The organism is Propionivibrio sp., assembly GCF_016790145.1.
Lineage (GTDB): Bacteria > Pseudomonadota > Gammaproteobacteria > Burkholderiales > Rhodocyclaceae > Propionivibrio.
Map to the genome: position 1 here is coordinate 12,636 of NZ_JAEUOI010000200.1, position 18,650 is coordinate 31,285.

Below are 18,650 nucleotides of genomic sequence, written 5' to 3' on the forward strand. Positions count from 1 at the left end.
CACGGAGAGCACCAAGGAAAACCCGTGGTTCTTTTTGGCGTAACGCCGTGTTCTCCGTGCCTTGGTGGTGAAAGTTTTTTCAATGGTTAAGTTTCCGAGGTAATTTGCATGCATCTGGGAGATCTTTCGCGGGTCCGCTTGCTTATTGTTGGCGATGTGATGCTCGACCGTTACTGGTTTGGCGAGGTGTCACGCATTTCGCCCGAAGCACCGGTGCCGATCGTCAAGGTCGAGCGCAGCGAGGTGCGTCCAGGGGGCGCCGCCAACGTGGCGCGCAATGCGGCGGCGCTTGGCGCCAAGGTTTCACTGCTGGCACTGGTCGGCAATGATGAACCGGGTGAGAGCCTCACGCGCCTGATGAAGGAAGGTGGCATTGATGCCAGCCTGCACATTGACGAAGCCGTCACGACCACGGTAAAGCTGCGCGTGATTGGTCGGCAACAGCAGTTGTTGAGAATCGATTTCGAGACGTTGCCTTCGCACGAAGTGCTTCTCGCCAAGCTTTCCGATTTCGAGCAGCGCCTGCCGGAATGCGATGCCGTTATCTTTTCCGATTACGGAAAGGGCGGTTTGACGCACATCGGCGAGATGATCGGATTGGCGCGTGCTGCCGGCAAGATCGTTCTGGTGGATCCGAAAGGTGACGAATACGCCAAGTATGCCGGAGCAACAATCGTTACGCCTAACCGCGGTGAGTTGCGCGAAGTGGTCGGGCGCTGGAAGGACGAAGCCGAACTGGAACGCAAGGCCATGGCCTTGCGCATTGAGCTTGATCTGGAGGCGCTGCTGGTTACGCGCAGCGATGAGGGAATGACGCTTTTCCATGCGGGTGGTACGCTTCATGAGAAGGCCGTGGCGCGTGAAGTTTTTGATGTGTCCGGCGCTGGCGACACGGTCATTGCCACGCTGGCGGTCATGCTGGCGCATGGCGCCGATTGGGCGGCAGCAATTCATGTGGCAAACGTGGCGGCCGGCATTGTTGTCGGCAAGCTCGGTACGGCGATAGTCACCCGTGGCGAGCTGGATGCGGCACTGAACTGAGGAATGCCTATGTATACCATTGTCACCGGCGCCGCCGGGTTTATCGGTTCAAATCTTGTCAAGGCGCTCAACGAACGCGGGGTAAACGAGATCATTGCGGTCGATAATCTGACCCGGGCCGAGAAATTCAAGAACCTGGTTGATTGCGAGATTGTCGATTACATCGATAAACAGGAGTTTATCGAGCGCCTGCTGGCCGGACATTTCGACGGTGATGTCGACGCCATATTTCATGAAGGCGCGTGTTCCGACACGATGGAGGCCGATGGCCGCTACATGATGGAAAACAACTTTCGCTACTCGCTCGGGATGCTCGACTGGTGCATTGATCAGGACGTGCAATTCCTCTACGCCTCAAGCGCGGCAACCTATGGCGGCAGCAGCGAATTCAGGGAGGAGCGTCCGTTCGAGGCGCCTCTCAACGTCTATGGTTACTCCAAGTTCCTCTTCGATCAGATCGTGCGCCAGCGTTTGCCGGAAGCTTCGTCGCAGATCGTCGGCTTCCGCTATTTCAATGTTTACGGTCCGCGCGAGTCGCACAAGGGGCGCATGGCCTCGGTCGCCTTTCATCACTACAATCAGTTTCGTTCCGAACACAAGGTCAAGCTGTTCGAAGGTTGCGATGGTTACGCCAACGGCGAGCAGAAGCGCGATTTCGTTTATGTGGGCGATGTGACCCGCGTCAACCTTTACTTCCTCGATCACCCCGAAAAATCAGGGATATTCAACCTCGGTACCGGGCGTGCGCAAAGCTTCAACGAACTCGCCGTGGCCAACGTGAACAGTTGCCGTGCTCTGGCAGGCGAGCCGAAGCAGTCGCTGGAAGAATTGCTCAAGCAGGGTTTCATCGAGTACATCCCCTTTCCCGATGCGCTCAAGGGCAAGTACCAGAGTTTCACCCAGGCCGATCTCGCGAAGTTGCGCAAGGCCGGATACGAGTCCCCGTTTGCCAGTGTCGAGCAAGGCGTGGCGCAATATGTCCAATGGTTGAACGCCTGTGTATAAGACACTTGAAGATTTCGTCGGCGGTACGCCGCTGGTACGCCTCAAGCGTCTGCCCGGTGCCGATCTGGAAGCACGTGGAAACGTCATTCTGGCCAAGCTCGAAGGCAACAACCCGGCCGGTTCGGTCAAGGACAGGCCGGCCCTTTCGATGATCCGTCATGCCGAGCGGCGTGGCGACATCAAGCCTGGCGATACGTTGATTGAAGCGACGTCCGGGAATACCGGCATTGCGCTGGCGATGGCGGCAGCGATGGGCGGCTATCGCATGCTGCTCGTGATGCCGGAAAACCAGAGTATCGAACGTCGGCAAACAATGCGTGCCTTCGGTGCGGAACTGGTACTCACGCCAAAAGACGGGGGAATGGAATCGGCACGCGATGTCGCCGAGAAAATGCGTAACGAAGGGCGGGGCATCATCCTCGACCAGTTTGCCAATTCCGATAACCCGCTGGCGCATTACGAAGGGACCGGCCCCGAAATCTGGCGCGATACGAAAGGGCGGGTGACACACTTTGTCAGCAGCATGGGCACAACCGGTACGATCATGGGCGTTTCACGCTACCTGAAGGAACAGAATCCGGCGGTCTGTATCATCGGTTGTCAGCCGGAGCCCGGCTCGCAGATTCCGGGAATCCGCAAGTGGCCGGAAGCCTATCTGCCGAAAATTTTTGAGCGTTCGCGTGTCGATCGGGTCGAATCGGTAGCGCAAGACGAAGCCGAGGAAATGACACGGCGGCTGGCCTGCGAGGAAGGTATCTTTGCCGGGATTTCTTCAGGCGGCGGGCTGGTGGTTGCGCTGCGTCTGGCGCGCGAAGTCGAGAATGCCACCATCGTGACCATTGTTTGTGACCGGGGTGATCGCTACCTGTCGACCGGTGTGTTTCCGGCCTGAATAGTGAACACCCACCGCAAAGGCGCAGAGATACAAAGGGATCGCCAAGGAAAGCATGCTTGTTCCTGTATTCATCTGTCCTCGCGTTTCCTTTTCTCCTTTGCGAATTCACCTATTCGCGGTGGATTTTGAAATCAGATGATCGAGCCTTGTATGAAACCCGTCCTCGTCTTTGACATTGAAACCATCCCTGACGTACCGGGTTTGCGCCGTCTGCATGAGCTCGATCCGGCGTTGCCCGATGCCGAGGTGGCCGAAATGGCCTTCCAGCAGCGCCGTGCGCAGAACGGGACTGATTTCCTGCCGCTCCATTTGCAGCGGATTGTCGTCATCTCCTGCGCGTTGCGCGCTGGCAAGGATCTGCGTGTGTGGTCGCTGGCCGAGCCCGGGCAGAACGAGGCGGAGATCATCCAGCGCTTCTTCGACGGCATCGAAAAATTCACCCCGCAGATCGTCTCCTGGAACGGCGGCGGTTTCGACCTGCCGGTGCTGCACTATCGCGGACTGATCCACGGCGTCGCTGCTCCGCGCTACTGGGATCTGGGCGACGGCGATTATGGCGACAGTCGTGACTTCAAGTGGAACAACTACATCAGCCGCTACCACACGCGCCATCTCGACCTTATGGATCTGCTGGCCATGTACCAGCCGCGCGCCAGCGTGCCACTCGATGCGCTGGCCAAGCTGATCGGCTTCCCCGGCAAGCTCGGGATGGACGGCAGCAAGGTGTGGGAGGCCTGGCAGGCCGGCGAGATGGCCGGGATTCGCGACTACTGCGAAACCGATGTGCTGAACACCTACCTCGTTTCGCTGCGCTTTCGGCTGATGCGTGGCGAGTTATCACGCAGCGAATACGACGCCGAGACCGATTTCGTCCGGGGTGCACTGGAGAAACTCGATAAACCCCACTGGCACGAGTTTCTGGCCGCCTGGAGCAAGTAACGGCGTACTATCGTTTATAGTTACGACTATGCCACTCAAGATCGCGATTGCTCAAATCAACGCCACCGTCGGCGACCTCGCCGGCAACGCGGCGCGCATCCTCGATTTTGCCCAGCGCGCCAGAGCGCTAGGCGCTGACCTCCTGCTAACCCCCGAACTGGTGCTCTGTGGTTACCCGCCCGAAGACCTGCTGCTGCGCCAGGACTTTTATGTGGCCTGCGAGCGTGAACTCGACAGGCTGGCCGCCGCATTGCAGGGTATTGACGTGCTGGTCGGACACCCGCTGGAACGTGAGGGCTGCTGCTTCAACGCGGCGACCCTGCTCAGCAATGGGGCGCGAGTCGCCACCTATTGCAAGCAGCGCCTGCCCAATTACGAGGTTTTCGACGAGGAGCGCTATTTCGATTCCGGCGATACGCCGTGCGTGGTAGCCATCAAGGGCGTGCGTTGCGGCATCAACATCTGCGCCGATGTCTGGGAAGCGGGCGCGGCGGACCGGGCACGTGAGTCGGGTGCCGAAGTTCTGCTCGTGCTCAACGCGTCGCCGTACCACATCGGCAAACAGGAACGGCGTACCGAAGTCCTGCGTGAGCGCATCACCGCCACCGGTTTGCCGGTGGTTTACGCCAATCTGGTCGGTGGTCAGGATGAACTCGTTTTTGATGGCGGGTCTTTCGCCATGGATTCGCACGGTGCGCTGTGTTGCCAGTTGCCGAAGTTCGAGGAAGCACTGGCCCTGGTCGAGTTTGACAATGGCCAGCCGCAACCGGGCGTCATCGTTGCCGAGCAGGCGGTAGAAGCCGAGGTCTATCGGGCGCTGGTAATTGGTGTTCGCGATTACCTCGGAAAAAACGGTTTTCCCGGCGCCATCATCGGTCTCTCCGGCGGTATCGACTCGGCGCTGACGCTATGCATCGCCGTCGATGCGCTGGGTGCCGACAAGGTGCGCGCAGTGATGATGCCTTCGCCCTATACGGCCGAAATCAGCCTGGCCGATTCGCGTGAAATGATTCGCCTGCTCGGCGTGCGCTATGACGAGATCGCCATCGCGCCGGCGATGCAGGTCTTTGCCGGGATGCTGGAGAAGGAGTTTGCCGGCCTGCCCGCCGATACGACGGAAGAAAACATCCAGGCGCGCATCCGCGGCATGCTGCTGATGGCCCTTTCGAATAAGAGCGGTTCGCTGGTACTGACGACCGGCAACAAATCCGAAATGGCCGTTGGTTATTGCACGCTCTACGGCGATATGGCCGGCGGTTTCGCGGTCATCAAGGACATCGCCAAGACGCTGGTTTATCGACTTGCACGCTGGCGGAATACGGTTTCCCAGGCGATACCCGAGCGCATTATCACCCGTCCGCCGTCGGCCGAATTGAAACCGGGGCAGACCGATCAGGACAATCTGCCTGCCTACGATGTGCTGGATGCGATCATTGAGGACTATATGGTAAACGACCTCAGCCCGCGCCAGATCATCGCCAGAGGCCATGCCGAACCGGATGTGCGTCGCGTCGTGCATCTGCTCAAGATCAGCGAATACAAGCGGCGTCAGTCGCCGGTGGGCATCCGTGTTACGCAGCGCGGCTTCGGCAAGGACTGGCGTTTTCCCATCACCAACCGCTACCGCGATCCGTACTGAGGCCCGATTTCTGGTACCATTTGGCATGAATTTTCCGGAGTAAAACACAATGAAAAAAATTGAAGCGATCATCAAACCGTTCAAGCTCGATGAAGTGCGCGAGGCGCTGTCCGATATTGGCGTTTCCGGCCTGACGGTGACCGAAGTAAAAGGGTTTGGCCGCCAGAAGGGACACACCGAGCTGTATCGCGGTGCAGAATATGTCGTTGATTTCCTGCCCAAGGTCAAGATCGAGATCGTCGTTGCCGACGGTGAGGTCGATGGCGCCATCGAAGCCATCGTCAAGTCCGCGCGTACCGGAAAGATCGGCGACGGCAAGATATTTGTTTCCTCGGTCGAGCAGGTTGTGCGCATTCGAACCGGTGAGACCGGCGAAGCGGCGGTATGATCGTTACCGTATTAAAATAAACGGCTCGCGAAATTGCGAGCCGTTTTACTTTCGGAGCTAGAGTCGCCCAATCGGGTTTTACGCCGTAATCGAGTCGTGCGTCTTTGGTAAATTCCCGGCCATGCGCTTTTCCGCCAGCCATAAATCCCGGCGCGACTGCATATCCATCCACAGTTGCGGACCATTCCCAAAGAATGCCCCCAGACGCAATGCCATCTCCGGCGACACCGCGGACCGCTCGGACAGAATGCCATGCACCATTTGACGCGACACCCCCAGGGCGCGAGCAAACGCAGTCACTGACAAGCCAATCGTAGGCAATGCGTCCTCCCGAAGAATTTCACCCGGATGCGACGGGCAGCGCGTCATGCTAGTCATCAAATACAGTCCTTAGTGATAGTTTTCCAGATCGACATCAATAGCGTTTTCACCATTCCAGGCAAATGTAATGCACCACGGCCCATTGATATGCACGCTGTAACGTTGCGGCACCCCATGCAGCGGATGGAAGTCGAACCCCGGTACCCGTAGCGCCTCCGGGGTCTTGGCCGTAGCTATGGCATCCAGCCTCCGTACGGTACGAACCCACAGATCAGGGCGCACCTTGGCGGACTTCCCCGTATCAAATAATTCGGCCAGACCTTTGTGCTTGTAACTTGAAATCATCGCTGGAGTGTAAATCGCTGATTTACTATAGTCAATCGTTGCTTGACACTATTGACGTCTCATTAAGAGACCAACTAGCGGGCAGAGACCAATATCTTCGGAGGAATTGCCGACACCCCGTCCCTCTCCATCTGTACCGTGATTGGGAGAAGGGCTGATTTGTACTGCGGCTAACCGGCTGAACATTGTGGTCAATCAGGAAAGCTTCGGTATTCGTCTTGGGAAAAGCATTGACCGTGACGCCCTCTTCATGCACCATGACCATATTGATCATAATGATTGAAAACCATGATTACCCAAACCAGTGCGGTTAACTTCAGGCAAAACCTGGGCGAAATGCTCAATCAGGTGCAGTATCGGCACGACAGCGTAGTCATCAACAAGGACGGCAAGCCCGTAGCGGTATTGGTTGACGCCCGCTTGTTCGAGCGAATCCGCCGCATGCAGGCTCGTTTCGACGCCCTATGCCAACGCATCGAGGCCGGCTTTGCGAACGTCCCCGAGGTGCAAGGCGTGGCTGAGATTGAGGCGGCCATTGCGCTTGAGCGGGCTCAGGGGCGTGCCTCAGCCAATAAAATGACTTGAGTCATCGTGGCGACTCTGCGGGTGGTGCTCGATACCAATGTGTTGCTCTCGGGCATTGCTTATCCAGCCAGTGTGCCAGGCAGGATCATGGCAGCCTGGCGCCATGGTTCGGTTGACGTGATGCTTTCTGCTTACATCCTGGACGAGTTTCGGCGCGTGTTGCCCCGCCTGACTCAGCGTCACGGCATGACAGCAGCGGAGATTGAGGATTTGGTCGATGCGCTTTCGATACAAGCCGAAGTCATCGAGCCGCTGCCTGTTGCAGAAGCGGACTTGCGCGATGTGGATGATCAGCCCGTGCTGGGCACTTTGCTGGCGGCGCTGCGGGCATCGAACGTTGACTATCTCATCACCGGTGATAAAGATTTACTGGTGATGGCTGAACGTTACCCCATCGTGTCTCCCGCGACGTTCTGGGCAACACACGCGGGACTTTGATCGTTGCAGTATGCCATTGAGTTCAGAGTCATTTCCTTTTTCATTTCGGTTTGCCTCCTGGAATCCAAGAAAGGGTATTCACTCTGACCCCAATGGCATCTTTGGTCACTGTCTTTAGTCCACTCTTGGCAGAAACGTCACCGGCATTGACTCGAAGCACTAGGTTGCTTACATTATGCATCGACCGTCGTCCGAACTTTCAACTTCCGATGGGACGCAGCCTGCTATTGTTCGGCTCGCTTAATTTAGAACAGACCATAGAGAGCTTCCTGGATTTTTGGGGGAACTATGATATTCAGAAAAATTTGCAGTATATTGAGCATTTTTCTTCCGTTTGCGACATTGCTTGTCGCCACTAATTCTTACTCCGCAACGGCCACGTGGTCGATATCAGCGAGCATTGGACAAGTGGATTCAGAGTTACAGCCATATTTTTCAGTAGGAGACCGAATTGCCGGATCAATGGTTGTGGAAGAGCATTCTGGCTGTTCAGGTGGTGTTAATTTTTCTTGTACTTATCTCAACTCAGTACAATCATTATTGCTTAATACTGGCGCGTATAGTTTTTCTGGATTAGACCCGATTAAAAATGGAATTATCTTCATCAAAGATGGCTCCGAAAGTGAGGATCACTTTAAATTGATATTTGCAACTCCCAACAGTAATTCGTCTAATTTTGGCGACGTTACATTCAACAATCTTTATATGTTGTTCAGTGATATAACGGGTGCTGCGTTAAGTTCAAATGCATTGACACTTATCCCTCCCAATTCATTGTTATTTGACTCGACAGAACTTAGCCTATATTTTTCAAAGATTACGCCAGTTGAAGGAGGATTTCAGATTAGCACCCCTTCGGTGAAAGCTTACAATCTTCAACTCAATATGGTTTCAGCCGTTCCAGAACCACAACCATATACGCTGCTTCTTGCTGGACTTTGGATTATCGGTTTGATCAGTCGTCGTGCTTAATTTTATTTATAAGTAAGCCCTCGACGCCCCCGCCTACGCTTAAGGCGAACCGTAATGGGGACCCGAACCGAAAGAGGTCGAAACATAAAACAGGAACATAAAACAGAGGACTAAAACGGACTAAAACAGGGGACAGACCACAATTCCTGGCTGATTACCCTATACGCCTCCCACAGCCAGTCATGCCACATCATGCCGGGAGAAGTCCATGAACATTGCCTTCCAGGGCAAAGTATCTCAAGAGCCCCGTCCTTCCAAGCTCGCGGCCAGGCGTTCGCAACGGATTATCGTTTTACGGTCTGGCTGGACCTGAGCAATACCCACAGTGCGCCCTGGCCGCCGTCGCAGGGCGGGGCGGGGCAGAAGGCCAGCACATCCTTGCGTCGGATGAGCCAGCTTTTTACGAGTTGCCGGAGGATGCCTTCGCGGCCGGGAGAACCGTGTCCGCGGCCGTGAACGATGCGAATGCAGCGCTTGCCGGCGCTGTGCGCTTCGGCAAGGAAGCGTGAAACCGCATCGTGCGCCTCGTGCCGGTTGAAACCGTGCAGGTCGATGTGCTTCTGGATCGACCAGCGACCGCGACGCAGATCGCGCAGAACGCTGCGCTGGAGTCCGCTGCGCACGAAAGAGTCGTCGTCGCCGATGGCCAGCAGCTCGTCAATTTCAAACGGGCCATGCAGCGATTCGCTGATGGCGGCGACTTCGTCGAGTTCGCGTTGACGAGGACGCGGACTGGGCTTGGGCGGCTCAAAGGCAATCCGGTCAGGCGCTGGTAGCGGAGTGACCCCGTCGATGGCCGCGTAAAAGGCGGCGATTTCTTCCGGGGTGGCTTGCATCCTCTGGCTCATGCTGCCGCTGGATGCCCCTCACCCTCACCACCCTGCCTCTCGCGGAGGGCGAGGCAGGTATGGCAAGTCGCTGGCACGGCGCGGCACTTCCTTCGCTCGACTTTCATTAGAATCAGCCATCGAGACTGTCGAGATAGCGCTCGGCATCGAGTGCGGCCATGCAGCCGGTGCCGGCCGAGGTACAGGCTTGACGGTAGATGTGGTCCTGCACGTCGCCGGCGGCAAAGACGCCGGGAATCGACGTCGCGGTCGCATTCCCCTTGCGGCCGCACTCGGTGATGATGTAGCCGCCTTCCATTTCCAGTTGCCCGACAAAGAGGTCGGTGTTCGGCTTGTGGCCGATGGCGATGAACACACCCATCAGCGGGAGGTCTTCGCAGCCGCCGTTCAGCGTACTCTTGATACGGATGCCGTTAACCCCTGACTTGTCGCCGAGCACTTCGTCGAGTGTCGAGTGCCACTTGATCGTTACCTTGCCGGCTTTTTCCTTTTCGAACAGCTTGTCCTGCAGGATTTTTTCGCTGCGGAACTTGTCGCGGCGATGCACGACAGTGACGTGGCTGGCGATATTGGCCAGATAAAGCGCTTCCTCAACCGCCGTATTGCCGCCGCCGATCACCGCCACCGGCTGGTTACGGTAAAAGAAGCCGTCGCAGGTGGCGCAGGCGGAAACGCCGCGACCGGAAAACGCTTCTTCCGAGGGCAGGCCGAGATACTGCGCCGAGGCGCCGGTCGAAATGATCAGTGCGTCGCAGGTATAGGTGCCGGCGTCACCGACCAGGGTAAACGGTTTGTCACCCAGCTTGGCGGTATGGATGTGGTCGAAAATGATCTCAGTTTCAAAGCGCCTGGCATGTTCTTCAAAGCGCTGCATCAATTCCGGCCCCTGCACGCCCTGGGCGTCGGCGGGCCAGTTATCGACATCGGTCGTGGTCATCAACTGGCCACCCTGGGCCATACCGGTAATCAGCACCGGTTTCAGGTTGGCACGGGCGGCGTAGACGGCCGCCGTGTAGCCGGCGGGGCCGGAACCCAGGATCAGGAGGCGGCAGTGACGTGGCGTCTGGGTCATTTTTCTTCCTTCCGAGGCAAAGAGATGCTGAAATTATAACCGGCAATCGACGACTCACTCGGTGTTGAATTGGTGACGAAACCGCGAATTATCTTATAATCCTTGCACAACTCTTTGAAATAATTACTCAAACGAAAGAGAGAGCCATGCAAGCCAAACAGCATCAAGCGAGTGCGAAGTCAGGTTTGTCATTATTACAGAACATTCCCATGTTTGCCGGGCTGCCAGATGTACAGCTCGAACAGATTGCGCGAATGGCCGTCAGCCGCAAGGTGGCACGCAATACAACGATCGTCTTCGTCGGTGACAGCACCGACTCGCTGTTCGTCATTGTGAGCGGAAGCGCCAAAGTGCTGAACCGGGATGCCGAAGGCAACGAGGTGATTCTGACCTTTCTTGCCGCTGGCGAATGCTTTGGCGAGATGGGGCTGATTGACGGCTCACCGCGTTCGGCCGACGTTGTTGCCAATGAATCCTGCGAATTGTTGGTGATTACCAAGGCGGATTTTATGAAAGCCCTGGCCGAAAACGTTGACCTCTGCCTGAATATCATGAAGAGCCTGGTGCTGCGTTTGCGCGAGGCGAATCGAAAGATCGAAAGCCTGGCGCTGATGGACGTTTACGGGCGTGTCGCCAAGTTGCTCCTCGATTTTTCAGTTGAGGAAAAAGGCTTGCGTGTGATACGGCGCAAGGTGACCAAACAGGATATGGCCAAGATGGTTGGCGCATCGCGCGAGATGGTCAGTCGCGTGATGAAGGATCTGGAGCGCAGCGGCTATATCCGCATTGAACCGGGACGTATTGTCCTCTCCGAGGATTGAAGCTCACCGGTAGTTGCCGGCAGCCGGCTATAATGTCCTTTTGTCCAGTTACTACAGATATTGATGGCTTCGCTGCAAAAAACCACTGGCCGGATTGAGCGAAAGACCGAAGCGCCCAGCCCACTGCCGGAGAAAATCGCGCTCGTACTACAGGAATCACGCTGGTTGGCGCTGGTTGTTCTGGCCGCATTTCTTGGTCTGGCGCTGTGGGGCTACCAGCGCAGCGATCCCGGCTGGTCGCATGCCGTGCATGGAACGACACTGCACAACCCGGCCGGTCGGGGTGGTGCCTGGCTGGCCGATTTGCTGCTTTTTGTCTTCGGGCTTTCAGCCTGGTGGTGGGTTGTCTTGCTGATCGCCCTCGTGTGGTGGGGTTACCGTCGTCTTGACGGTTTGCGCTCGGCTGATCGGCGTCCGCTTTACATTGCACTGGCCGGTTTTATTGTCTTGATTGTTTCCAGCAGCGGGCTGGAAGCCTTGCGTTTTTATTCACTCAAAATGCAGTTGCCCTTCGATCCTGGTGCAGGTGGACTGATTGGATACGAGATCAAAAGGGTTGCGGTACGCTATCTGGGTTATACCGGAGCGACCCTGACCTTGCTGGCGTCTCTGATGCTTGGCTGGAGCATTTTTTCCGGGATGTCGTGGCTTACGGCGGCTGAACGATTTGGCACCCTCTTTGAAGCCGCCTATGATGCGGTGCGCAGCCTGTTCGAGCGCTGGCAGGACCGGCGAATCGGTCGCGAGGTGGCGCGCGAGCGCGAGGCGGTGGTCGAGGACGAGAAACGGCGAGTTGAGACCCAAGAGCCGATTTTCATTGAAAAGCCGCCGCCAGCGGCAGTGATGCCGACAAAAGTCGAGAAGAGGATCGAGCGCGAGCGTCAGGTGCCACTCTTCCCCGAGGCGCTTGTCGGTGGCCTGCTGCCGCCGCTGCATCTGCTCGAAGCAGCAGCGCCACAGACCGATCAGGTCAGCAGCGAAAGCCTTGAATACACTTCGCGTCTGATCGAGCGCAAGCTCGCCGACTTTGGCGTTCAGGTCAGGGTGCTGGCCGCTTATCCGGGCCCGGTGATCACGCGCTACGAAATCGAACCGGCAGTCGGCGTGAAAGGCGCACAGATCGTCAATCTGGCCAAGGATATGGCGCGTGCGCTGTCGATGGTGTCGATCCGCGTGGTCGAGACGGTTCCCGGAAAATCCTGCATGGCGCTCGAGCTTCCGAATGCCAAACGGCAGATCGTACGACTTTCCGAGATCATTTCGAGCAGTGCCTATCACGACATGAACTCGCCGCTGGCGATGACGCTCGGCAAGGATATCGGTGGTCATCCGGTGGTCGTTGACCTGGCCAAGATGCCACACCTGCTGGTTGCCGGTACGACAGGTTCCGGCAAATCGGTTGGTATCAACGCGATGATTCTGTCCTTGCTCTACAAGTCCGAGCCGGACAAGGTGCGCCTGATCCTGGTCGACCCGAAAATGCTTGAACTGTCGATTTACGAGGGCATCCCGCACCTGCTGGCGCCGGTAGTGGTGGACATGAAGCAGGCCGCCAACGCGCTCAACTGGTGCGTCGCCGAAATGGAAAAACGCTACAAGCTGATGTCGGCGATGGGCGTGCGCAATATCGCCGGCCTCAACCATCGCATCAAGGACGGCGAGAAGGCCGGAAAGAAACTGACGAATCCGTTGTCGCTGACGCCAGATGCGCCGGAGCCGCTGGTTTCCATGCCGTATATCGTGGTGGTTATCGACGAACTGGCGGATCTGATGATGGTTGCCGGCAAGAAGGTCGAGCAGTTGATCGCACGCCTCGCCCAGAAAGCCCGCGCGTCGGGAATCCACCTGATTCTGGCGACGCAGCGGCCATCGGTCGATGTGATTACCGGCCTGATCAAGGCCAACATCCCGACACGAATGTCCTTCCAGGTGTCATCAAAGATCGATTCGCGCACCATCCTCGACCAGATGGGCGCCGAGGCTTTGCTCGGGCAGGGCGACATGCTCTTTCTGGCACCGGGTACCGGTTACCCGACGCGCGTGCATGGCGCTTTTGTCGCCGACGACGAGGTTCATCATGTGGTCGATTACCTGAAGCGCGCGGGTGCGCCGGATTACGTCGATGGCGTGCTGACCGGCGCCGGTCTTGATGACGAGGGCGAGGGTGAGGGCGGTAACGGAGAGGGCGATGCGGTTGGCGATGCCGAGTCCGACCCGCTCTATGATCAGGCCGTCGAAATCGTCCTGAAGAACCGTCGCGCTTCGATCTCGCTCGTTCAGCGTCATCTGCGCATCGGCTACAACCGCTCGGCGCGCCTGATCGAAGCCATGGAGAAAGCCGGTCTGGTGTCGGCCATGGATGGCCGCGGTGGCCGCGAAGTCATTGCGCGCAAGGAAGAAAGCTGATGCGGCGATTTGCTTTCGTGGCGTTCTGTCTGCTGGCCGTTCAGACCGTTCATGCCGGTGCCATAGACAGGCTGCATCGCTTTCTCGAAACGACGAAGACCGTGCGCGCTGACTTTGCGCAGATTGTTGTCGCCAAAAACGGAAAAAGGCCACAGCAGTCGAGCGGCGTGATGATGTTCTCCCGCCCCGGAAAATTCCGCTGGCAGATCGAACGGCCCTACAGTCAGTTGCTGGTCGGCGATGGCGAAAAAGTCTGGATCTACGATCCGGATCTGCGCCAGGTGACGGTGAAGAAGGTCGGTGCCGCACTGGGCAGCTCGCCGGTGGCGCTGCTGGTGGGTGACAGTGAGGGCAAAAACGGCGGCAAAAGTGCGCTGGAAAAGAATTTCACCCTGCGCGAGGCCGGCGAACGGGAAGGGCTCGAATGGCTCGAAGCGATTCCGAAATCGCCGGACAGCGGTTTCGAACGATTGCAGATGGGCTTTGCCGGAAGCGATCTGAAAGCGATGGAACTGTTCGACAACTTTGGTCAGACCACAACGCTATTCTTTACACATCTCGAGCGCAATCCACAACTGGCCCCCGCCCTGTTTCGTTTTACGCCGCCCGCTGGTGTCGATGTCATTGGTGAGTGACCTTTTCGCCCATGCGCCTGCGGTACCGCTCGCGGAAGCGCTGAGGCCCGCAACACTCGACGAGGTGATTGGCCAGCCGCATCTGCTCGGCGCCGGCAAGCCGCTGCGTCTGGCGTTTGAAGCACGCAAGCTGCACTCGCTCATCCTCTGGGGGCCGCCCGGTGTCGGCAAAACGACGATTGCACGGCTGATGGCCGACGCCTTCGACGCCGAATTCATGGCGCTATCGGCGGTGTTCTCCGGGGTCAAGGATATCCGCGACGCGGTTGCACGTGCCGAAGCAACAGTGGCGCAGACGGGCCGGCCGACGATTCTCTTCGTCGATGAAGTCCATCGCTTCAACAAGGCGCAGCAGGACGCCTTCCTGCCTTACGTCGAAAGCGGGCTGTTGACCCTGGTCGGTGCGACGACCGAGAATCCCTCGTTTGAAGTGATCTCCGCGCTGCTTTCGCGCGCCTCGGTTTATGTGCTCAACCCCCTCACCGACGAGGAAATGGGGCTGTTGTTTGAACGAGCCTGCAGGCGTGCGCTGCAAGGATTGAGCTTTGACGAGGATTCCCGTTCACGGCTGATCGGTCTGGCCGACGGCGATGCGCGCCGCTTGCTCAATCTGCTCGAGCAGACACGCACGGCAGCGGCAACGGCCAGGCTTTCCCGGATCGACGGCGCCTTCATCGACAACACGCTGGCGCAGAACCTGCGCCGCTTCGACAAGGGCGGCGAGGCCTTCTACGACCAGATTTCAGCCCTGCACAAAGCGGTGCGTGGCTCGAATCCCGATGCCGCGCTTTACTGGTTCTGCCGCATGCTCGACGGTGGCGCCGATCCACGCTATCTGGCACGGCGTATCGTGCGCATGGCTTGGGAGGACATCGGCCTGGCCGATCCGCGAGCGGCACAGATCGCCGGTGAAGCGGCGCAAACCTACGAACGCCTCGGCTCGCCGGAGGGCGAGTTGGCCCTAGCGGAAGCGGTGCTCTATCTGGCCATGGCGGCAAAATCGAACGCCGCTTACGTCGCGTATAATGCGGCGCGCGGGTTCATTGCCAAAGACGGTTCGCGGCCGGTGCCGCTGCATCTGCGCAATGCGCCGACCCGACTGATGAAGGAACTCGACTACGGCAAGGATTACCGCTACGCGCACGATGAGAGCGAAGGCTATGCGGCCGGCGAGAACTATTTCCCAGAAGGGATGCCAGCGCTCGAGTGGTACCGCCCGGTCGAGCGCGGGCTGGAAATAAAAATCGGCGAGAAGCTCGCTCATTTGCGCCAGCTTGATCGCGACGCGCTGAAACTCTCCAAGAAATCCAAGGACCCCGAGGACTGAACATGCTTGATATCCAGCTATTGCGCAATAACATCGATGCGGTTTCCGAACGTCTGGCCACCCGTGGCTATACGCTTGACATAGCCGCCTTCCAGACGCTCGAAGCCGAACGCAAGACGCTGCAGACGCGCACTCAGGACTTGCAGGCCAGCCGCAACAGTCTGTCGAAACAGATCGGCATGCTCAAAGGCAAGGGTGAGGACGCTTCCGCCGTGCTGGCCGAAGTCGCTGCGCTGAAAGAAGAGCTGGAGGCCAACGAAATTCGCCTCGGCGAACTGCTCAAAGCCTTCGACGCCTTTGTTGCGATCATTCCGAATCTGCCGCAGGACAGCGTGCCGCTCGGCAAATCGGAAGTCGACAACGTCGAAGTCAGGCGCTGGGGAACGCCGCGCCCTTACGATTTCAAGGTCAAGGATCACGTCGATCTGGGCGAGGCGCTCGGGCAGCTTGATTTTGCGACGGCAGCCAAAATTGCCGGTGCCCGCTTCTCGTTGATGAAGGGGCCGCTTGCCCGGCTGCATCGCGCCATCGCCCAGTTCATGCTCGATGTGCACAGCGAAGAGCACGGGTACACCGAAGTCTATGCCCCTTACCTGGTCAATTCGGCCAGTCTGTTCGGCACCGGCCAGTTGCCGAAATTTGAGGAAGACCTGTTCAAGATTCTGCGCCCCGACGCTGAGCCGCTGTACCTGATCCCGACCGCCGAGGTGCCGGTGACCAACATCGTGCGCGATGAAATTCTTGCCCAGGATGCGCTGCCGATAAAATACGTTTGCCATACCCCGTGCTTCCGTTCGGAAGCCGGTTCCTACGGCAAGGATACGCGCGGAATGATTCGCCAGCACCAGTTCGACAAGGTTGAACTGGTGCAGATTGTCGCAGCCGAAAAATCCAATGCGGCTCATGAGGAACTGACGCGCCATGCCGAGATCATTCTTGAGAAGCTTGAACTGCCTTACCGCCGAGTTGCCCTATGTAGCGGCGATATGGGCTTTTCATCGGCCAAGACCTACGATCTGGAAGTCTGGCTGCCGGCACAGAACACCTATCGCGAGATTTCCTCCTGTTCCAACTTCGAGGCCTTCCAGTCGCGCCGCATGCAGACGCGCTGCCGCAATGAAAGGAACAAGACGGAACTGGTGCACACGCTTAATGGTTCGGGGCTGGCGGTAGGCCGTACGCTTGTCGCCATCATGGAAAATTACCAGAACGCCGATGGCAGCATTACTGTGCCCGCTGTTTTGCGTGGCTACCTTGGCGGGCTGGAGAAGATTGTCGCGTGAGTGTGAATGGGGGCTTGAAGTCAGACCTGTTCAGGCATGGAAAAAGCTTTACCACCTATGCACCAGGAACACAAAGATTCACCAAGAAAAAAATGTCCTCCAGGATGATTTCCTGCACGGCAACCTGGTGCTTCGCTGTTCCCAATTGTCTGTTTACTGGTTGCTCAGGGTTTCGCTGGGGTTTTGCTCAAGCCGGGTCTTGTAGAACGCTGTTGTCTCGGCAATTCTGTCCAGAGGCCGATAGGGGCCTTCGTGGCGATTGAGAATGTCGGTATAGATTCGGATGTTCTCGACCATGGTGACGGCTTCTCCGCCGCGCCCCCTGCCGGATTTCAACCGGCTGTAGTACTGGGCTTGCGCCAGCAGCGGCAGCACTTTTTTCATTTCGTACCACGAATCGGGATCGGTCTTCTTGGTGATGGCAATGTGGCGCGCGGCATTCAGATGGCCCATGCCAAGATTGTAGGCAGCGAGCGCCAGCCATAAGCGGTCGGGCTCGCCCACGCCGGGCGGGAGCGTATCGCGCAGGTCGCTGAGGTACAGCGCTCCGGCGCGAATGCTTTGTGACGGGTCGAGCCGGTTGCTTACACCAAGATGGTCGGCCGTATCGGCGGTCAGCATCATCATGCCGCGCACGCCGGTCGGGCTGGTGGCCAGCGGTTCCCACTGGGATTCCTGATAAGCCAGCGCCGCCAGCAGGCGCCAGTCGATCCCCGTCCTGGCCTGCGCCGCATGGAAAAGTGCACGATACTGAGGCAGAACGGAACGCATGCGCTCGATAAAACGTACACTGTCGGCTTGCGTGAGCCGCTGGACATGCCCGAAGTAGCGGTCTTTCAGACGGTCCATCTCGCCGCTCTTTTCAAGATGCTCAAGAAAGGCATTTGCCCTGGTTATCAATTCCGGGTCAACGCCCGGCGCAAAAAGCCAGACAATCGCGCGTGCCGGCCCGACCCCCAGCGAGTCCTGCAACTCGGGGTAGTAGTTGCTGCCAATATCGAATTCGGCATTGTTAACCAGCGTCGCCTCATAGCGTTGCATTGCGACGCCTTCCATCAAGTCCAGATCGTTACGATTGGGATCTGCGGCAATGATCAGATCCGGAACCTTGTCCTTGACGGCAAGCAGCGCCTTTTCCTGCCTCGAACCGGCAACGACATGGATGGTTTTGTGCGCCAGTTGCTCGATCCCGGTCAAGGGTAGTGAGGCTTCGTGCGTGATCAGCACGTTCTGGCTCTGGAAGTAAGGCGTGCTGCTGCGTATCTGCGCATCGTCGACAGCAGTCAGCCAGGCCGCCGCCAGATGTCCCTCACCGCCCTTCAGCCGTAGCATGATGTCGTAATCGTTGGCGGCAACGACGATCCGGCTTTTCAATTTGAGTTCCTGCGCAAGCAACCGGGCAAGATCGTAATCAAATCCACTGGCACCGCCTGTTTCGTCAAGCGAATAGGTGGTTGATCCTACCCTTGTCAGGATAACCAGTTCTCCTGTTTTATAGGGCGACTGCTGGACCTTGTCGCCGCAGCCAGCTATCAAAACAGCGAGAAAAATGAGTACGAGGCGCATCGATGGGAAGACTCATGTTAAAATCGCGCCCCTGACGGAGAGGTGGCAGAGTGGTCGATTGTACCTGACTCGAAATCAGGCGTACTGCAAGGTACCGTGGGTTCGAATCCCACCCTCTCCGCCA

At 57.8% G+C, this 18,650-nt stretch carries 19 protein-coding genes and 1 tRNA gene; 15 read left to right on the top strand and 5 right to left on the bottom strand.

Annotation, left to right across the window (positions count from 1 at the left end):
• Window positions 1-108: 108 nt before the first annotated feature.
• The 6 genes from rfaE1 to JNM42_RS16340 all read left to right on the top strand — a co-directional run bounded on the left by rfaE1 (window position 109) and on the right by JNM42_RS16340 (window position 5,907).
• A complete protein-coding gene (rfaE1, locus tag JNM42_RS16315) occupies window positions 109-1,041 on the top strand; it encodes a D-glycero-beta-D-manno-heptose-7-phosphate kinase (protein ID WP_294272577.1) in 933 nt (310 codons plus the stop codon).
• Window positions 1,042-1,050: 9 nt separating this feature from the next.
• Window positions 1,051-2,046: an ADP-glyceromanno-heptose 6-epimerase gene (gene rfaD / locus JNM42_RS16320; protein ID WP_294272580.1), complete on the top strand. Its 996-nt coding sequence runs from the start codon at window positions 1,051-1,053 to the stop codon at window positions 2,044-2,046.
• On the top strand, window positions 2,039-2,938 hold the full coding sequence (cysM, locus tag JNM42_RS16325) for a cysteine synthase CysM (protein WP_294272583.1): 900 nt from the start codon (window positions 2,039-2,041) through the stop codon (window positions 2,936-2,938). Before rfaD ends, cysM begins: the two co-directional genes overlap by 8 nt.
• Before the next feature lie 153 nt (window positions 2,939-3,091).
• Window positions 3,092-3,880 carry a 3'-5' exonuclease gene (locus JNM42_RS16330; protein WP_294272586.1) on the top strand — a complete coding sequence of 263 codons (789 nt, stop codon included), beginning with the start codon at window positions 3,092-3,094 and terminating at the stop codon, window positions 3,878-3,880.
• A gap of 28 nt (window positions 3,881-3,908) precedes the next feature.
• Window positions 3,909-5,519 carry an NAD+ synthase gene (locus tag JNM42_RS16335; RefSeq protein WP_294272588.1) on the top strand — a complete coding sequence of 537 codons (1,611 nt, stop codon included), beginning with the start codon at window positions 3,909-3,911 and terminating at the stop codon, window positions 5,517-5,519.
• 49 nt (window positions 5,520-5,568) lie between these two features.
• The gene (locus JNM42_RS16340) at window positions 5,569-5,907 is read left to right on the top strand and encodes a P-II family nitrogen regulator (protein WP_294272590.1); all 339 of its coding nucleotides are present in this window, start codon (window positions 5,569-5,571) and stop codon (window positions 5,905-5,907) included.
• A gap of 78 nt (window positions 5,908-5,985) precedes the next feature.
• Here JNM42_RS16340 and JNM42_RS16345 read toward each other — a convergent pair whose 3' ends face one another.
• Both JNM42_RS16345 and JNM42_RS16350 read right to left on the bottom strand, forming a co-directional pair.
• Window positions 5,986-6,285, bottom strand: coding sequence for a HigA family addiction module antitoxin (locus tag JNM42_RS16345; RefSeq protein WP_294272593.1), 300 nt, complete (start codon window positions 6,283-6,285; stop codon window positions 5,986-5,988).
• A gap of 12 nt (window positions 6,286-6,297) precedes the next feature.
• The gene (locus JNM42_RS16350; RefSeq protein WP_294272616.1) at window positions 6,298-6,573 is read right to left on the bottom strand and encodes a type II toxin-antitoxin system RelE/ParE family toxin; all 276 of its coding nucleotides are present in this window, start codon (window positions 6,571-6,573) and stop codon (window positions 6,298-6,300) included.
• 288 nt (window positions 6,574-6,861) lie between these two features.
• Here JNM42_RS16350 and JNM42_RS16355 point away from each other — a divergent pair, with 288 nt between their 5' ends.
• From JNM42_RS16355 to JNM42_RS16365, 3 genes are all read left to right on the top strand, one after another.
• Window positions 6,862-7,158: a type II toxin-antitoxin system Phd/YefM family antitoxin gene (locus JNM42_RS16355; RefSeq protein ID WP_294272619.1), complete on the top strand. Its 297-nt coding sequence runs from the start codon at window positions 6,862-6,864 to the stop codon at window positions 7,156-7,158.
• A gap of 6 nt (window positions 7,159-7,164) precedes the next feature.
• Window positions 7,165-7,596 (top strand): putative toxin-antitoxin system toxin component, PIN family, encoded by a 432-nt coding sequence (locus tag JNM42_RS16360; protein ID WP_294272622.1) that lies wholly within the window; start codon window positions 7,165-7,167, stop codon window positions 7,594-7,596.
• Window positions 7,597-8,004: 408 nt separating this feature from the next.
• Entirely contained in the window at window positions 8,005-8,568 is a 564-nt protein-coding gene (locus JNM42_RS16365; protein WP_294272624.1) for a hypothetical protein, read from the top strand.
• 284 nt (window positions 8,569-8,852) lie between these two features.
• Here the strand turns inward: JNM42_RS16365 and JNM42_RS16370 are convergent, their stop codons facing one another.
• Together JNM42_RS16370 and trxB are read right to left on the bottom strand one after the other, a co-directional pair.
• Window positions 8,853-9,404: a Smr/MutS family protein gene (locus JNM42_RS16370; RefSeq protein WP_294272629.1), complete on the bottom strand. Its 552-nt coding sequence runs from the start codon at window positions 9,402-9,404 to the stop codon at window positions 8,853-8,855.
• 124 nt (window positions 9,405-9,528) lie between these two features.
• The gene (gene trxB, locus JNM42_RS16375) at window positions 9,529-10,488 is read right to left on the bottom strand and encodes a thioredoxin-disulfide reductase (protein ID WP_294272632.1); all 960 of its coding nucleotides are present in this window, start codon (window positions 10,486-10,488) and stop codon (window positions 9,529-9,531) included.
• Between the two features lie 146 nt (window positions 10,489-10,634).
• Here trxB and JNM42_RS16380 point away from each other — a divergent pair, with 146 nt between their 5' ends.
• The 5 genes from JNM42_RS16380 (at window position 10,635) to serS (ending at window position 16,960) form a co-directional block, all read left to right on the top strand.
• The gene (locus JNM42_RS16380; protein ID WP_294272635.1) at window positions 10,635-11,309 is read left to right on the top strand and encodes a Crp/Fnr family transcriptional regulator; all 675 of its coding nucleotides are present in this window, start codon (window positions 10,635-10,637) and stop codon (window positions 11,307-11,309) included.
• A gap of 63 nt (window positions 11,310-11,372) precedes the next feature.
• Window positions 11,373-13,715: a DNA translocase FtsK gene (locus JNM42_RS16385; protein WP_294272638.1), complete on the top strand. Its 2,343-nt coding sequence runs from the start codon at window positions 11,373-11,375 to the stop codon at window positions 13,713-13,715.
• Complete coding sequence (gene lolA / locus JNM42_RS16390; RefSeq protein WP_294272641.1) at window positions 13,715-14,350, top strand: outer membrane lipoprotein chaperone LolA; 636 nt, start codon at window positions 13,715-13,717, stop codon at window positions 14,348-14,350. Before JNM42_RS16385 ends, lolA begins: the two co-directional genes overlap by 1 nt.
• Window positions 14,343-15,677, top strand: a complete 1,335-nt coding sequence (locus tag JNM42_RS16395; protein WP_294272644.1) for a replication-associated recombination protein A — start codon at window positions 14,343-14,345, stop codon at window positions 15,675-15,677. Before lolA ends, JNM42_RS16395 begins: the two co-directional genes overlap by 8 nt.
• Window positions 15,678-15,679: 2 nt before the next feature.
• Window positions 15,680-16,960: a serine--tRNA ligase gene (gene serS, locus JNM42_RS16400; RefSeq protein ID WP_294272646.1), complete on the top strand. Its 1,281-nt coding sequence runs from the start codon at window positions 15,680-15,682 to the stop codon at window positions 16,958-16,960.
• Between the two features lie 153 nt (window positions 16,961-17,113).
• On the opposite strand, the gene mltF is transcribed toward serS, so the two are convergent.
• Window positions 17,114-18,526, bottom strand: coding sequence for a membrane-bound lytic murein transglycosylase MltF (gene mltF, locus JNM42_RS16405; RefSeq protein WP_294272648.1), 1,413 nt, complete (start codon window positions 18,524-18,526; stop codon window positions 17,114-17,116).
• A 36-nt stretch (window positions 18,527-18,562) separates the two neighbouring features.
• Between mltF and JNM42_RS16410 the strand changes: the two genes are divergently transcribed.
• A tRNA-Ser gene (locus JNM42_RS16410) sits at window positions 18,563-18,650 on the top strand.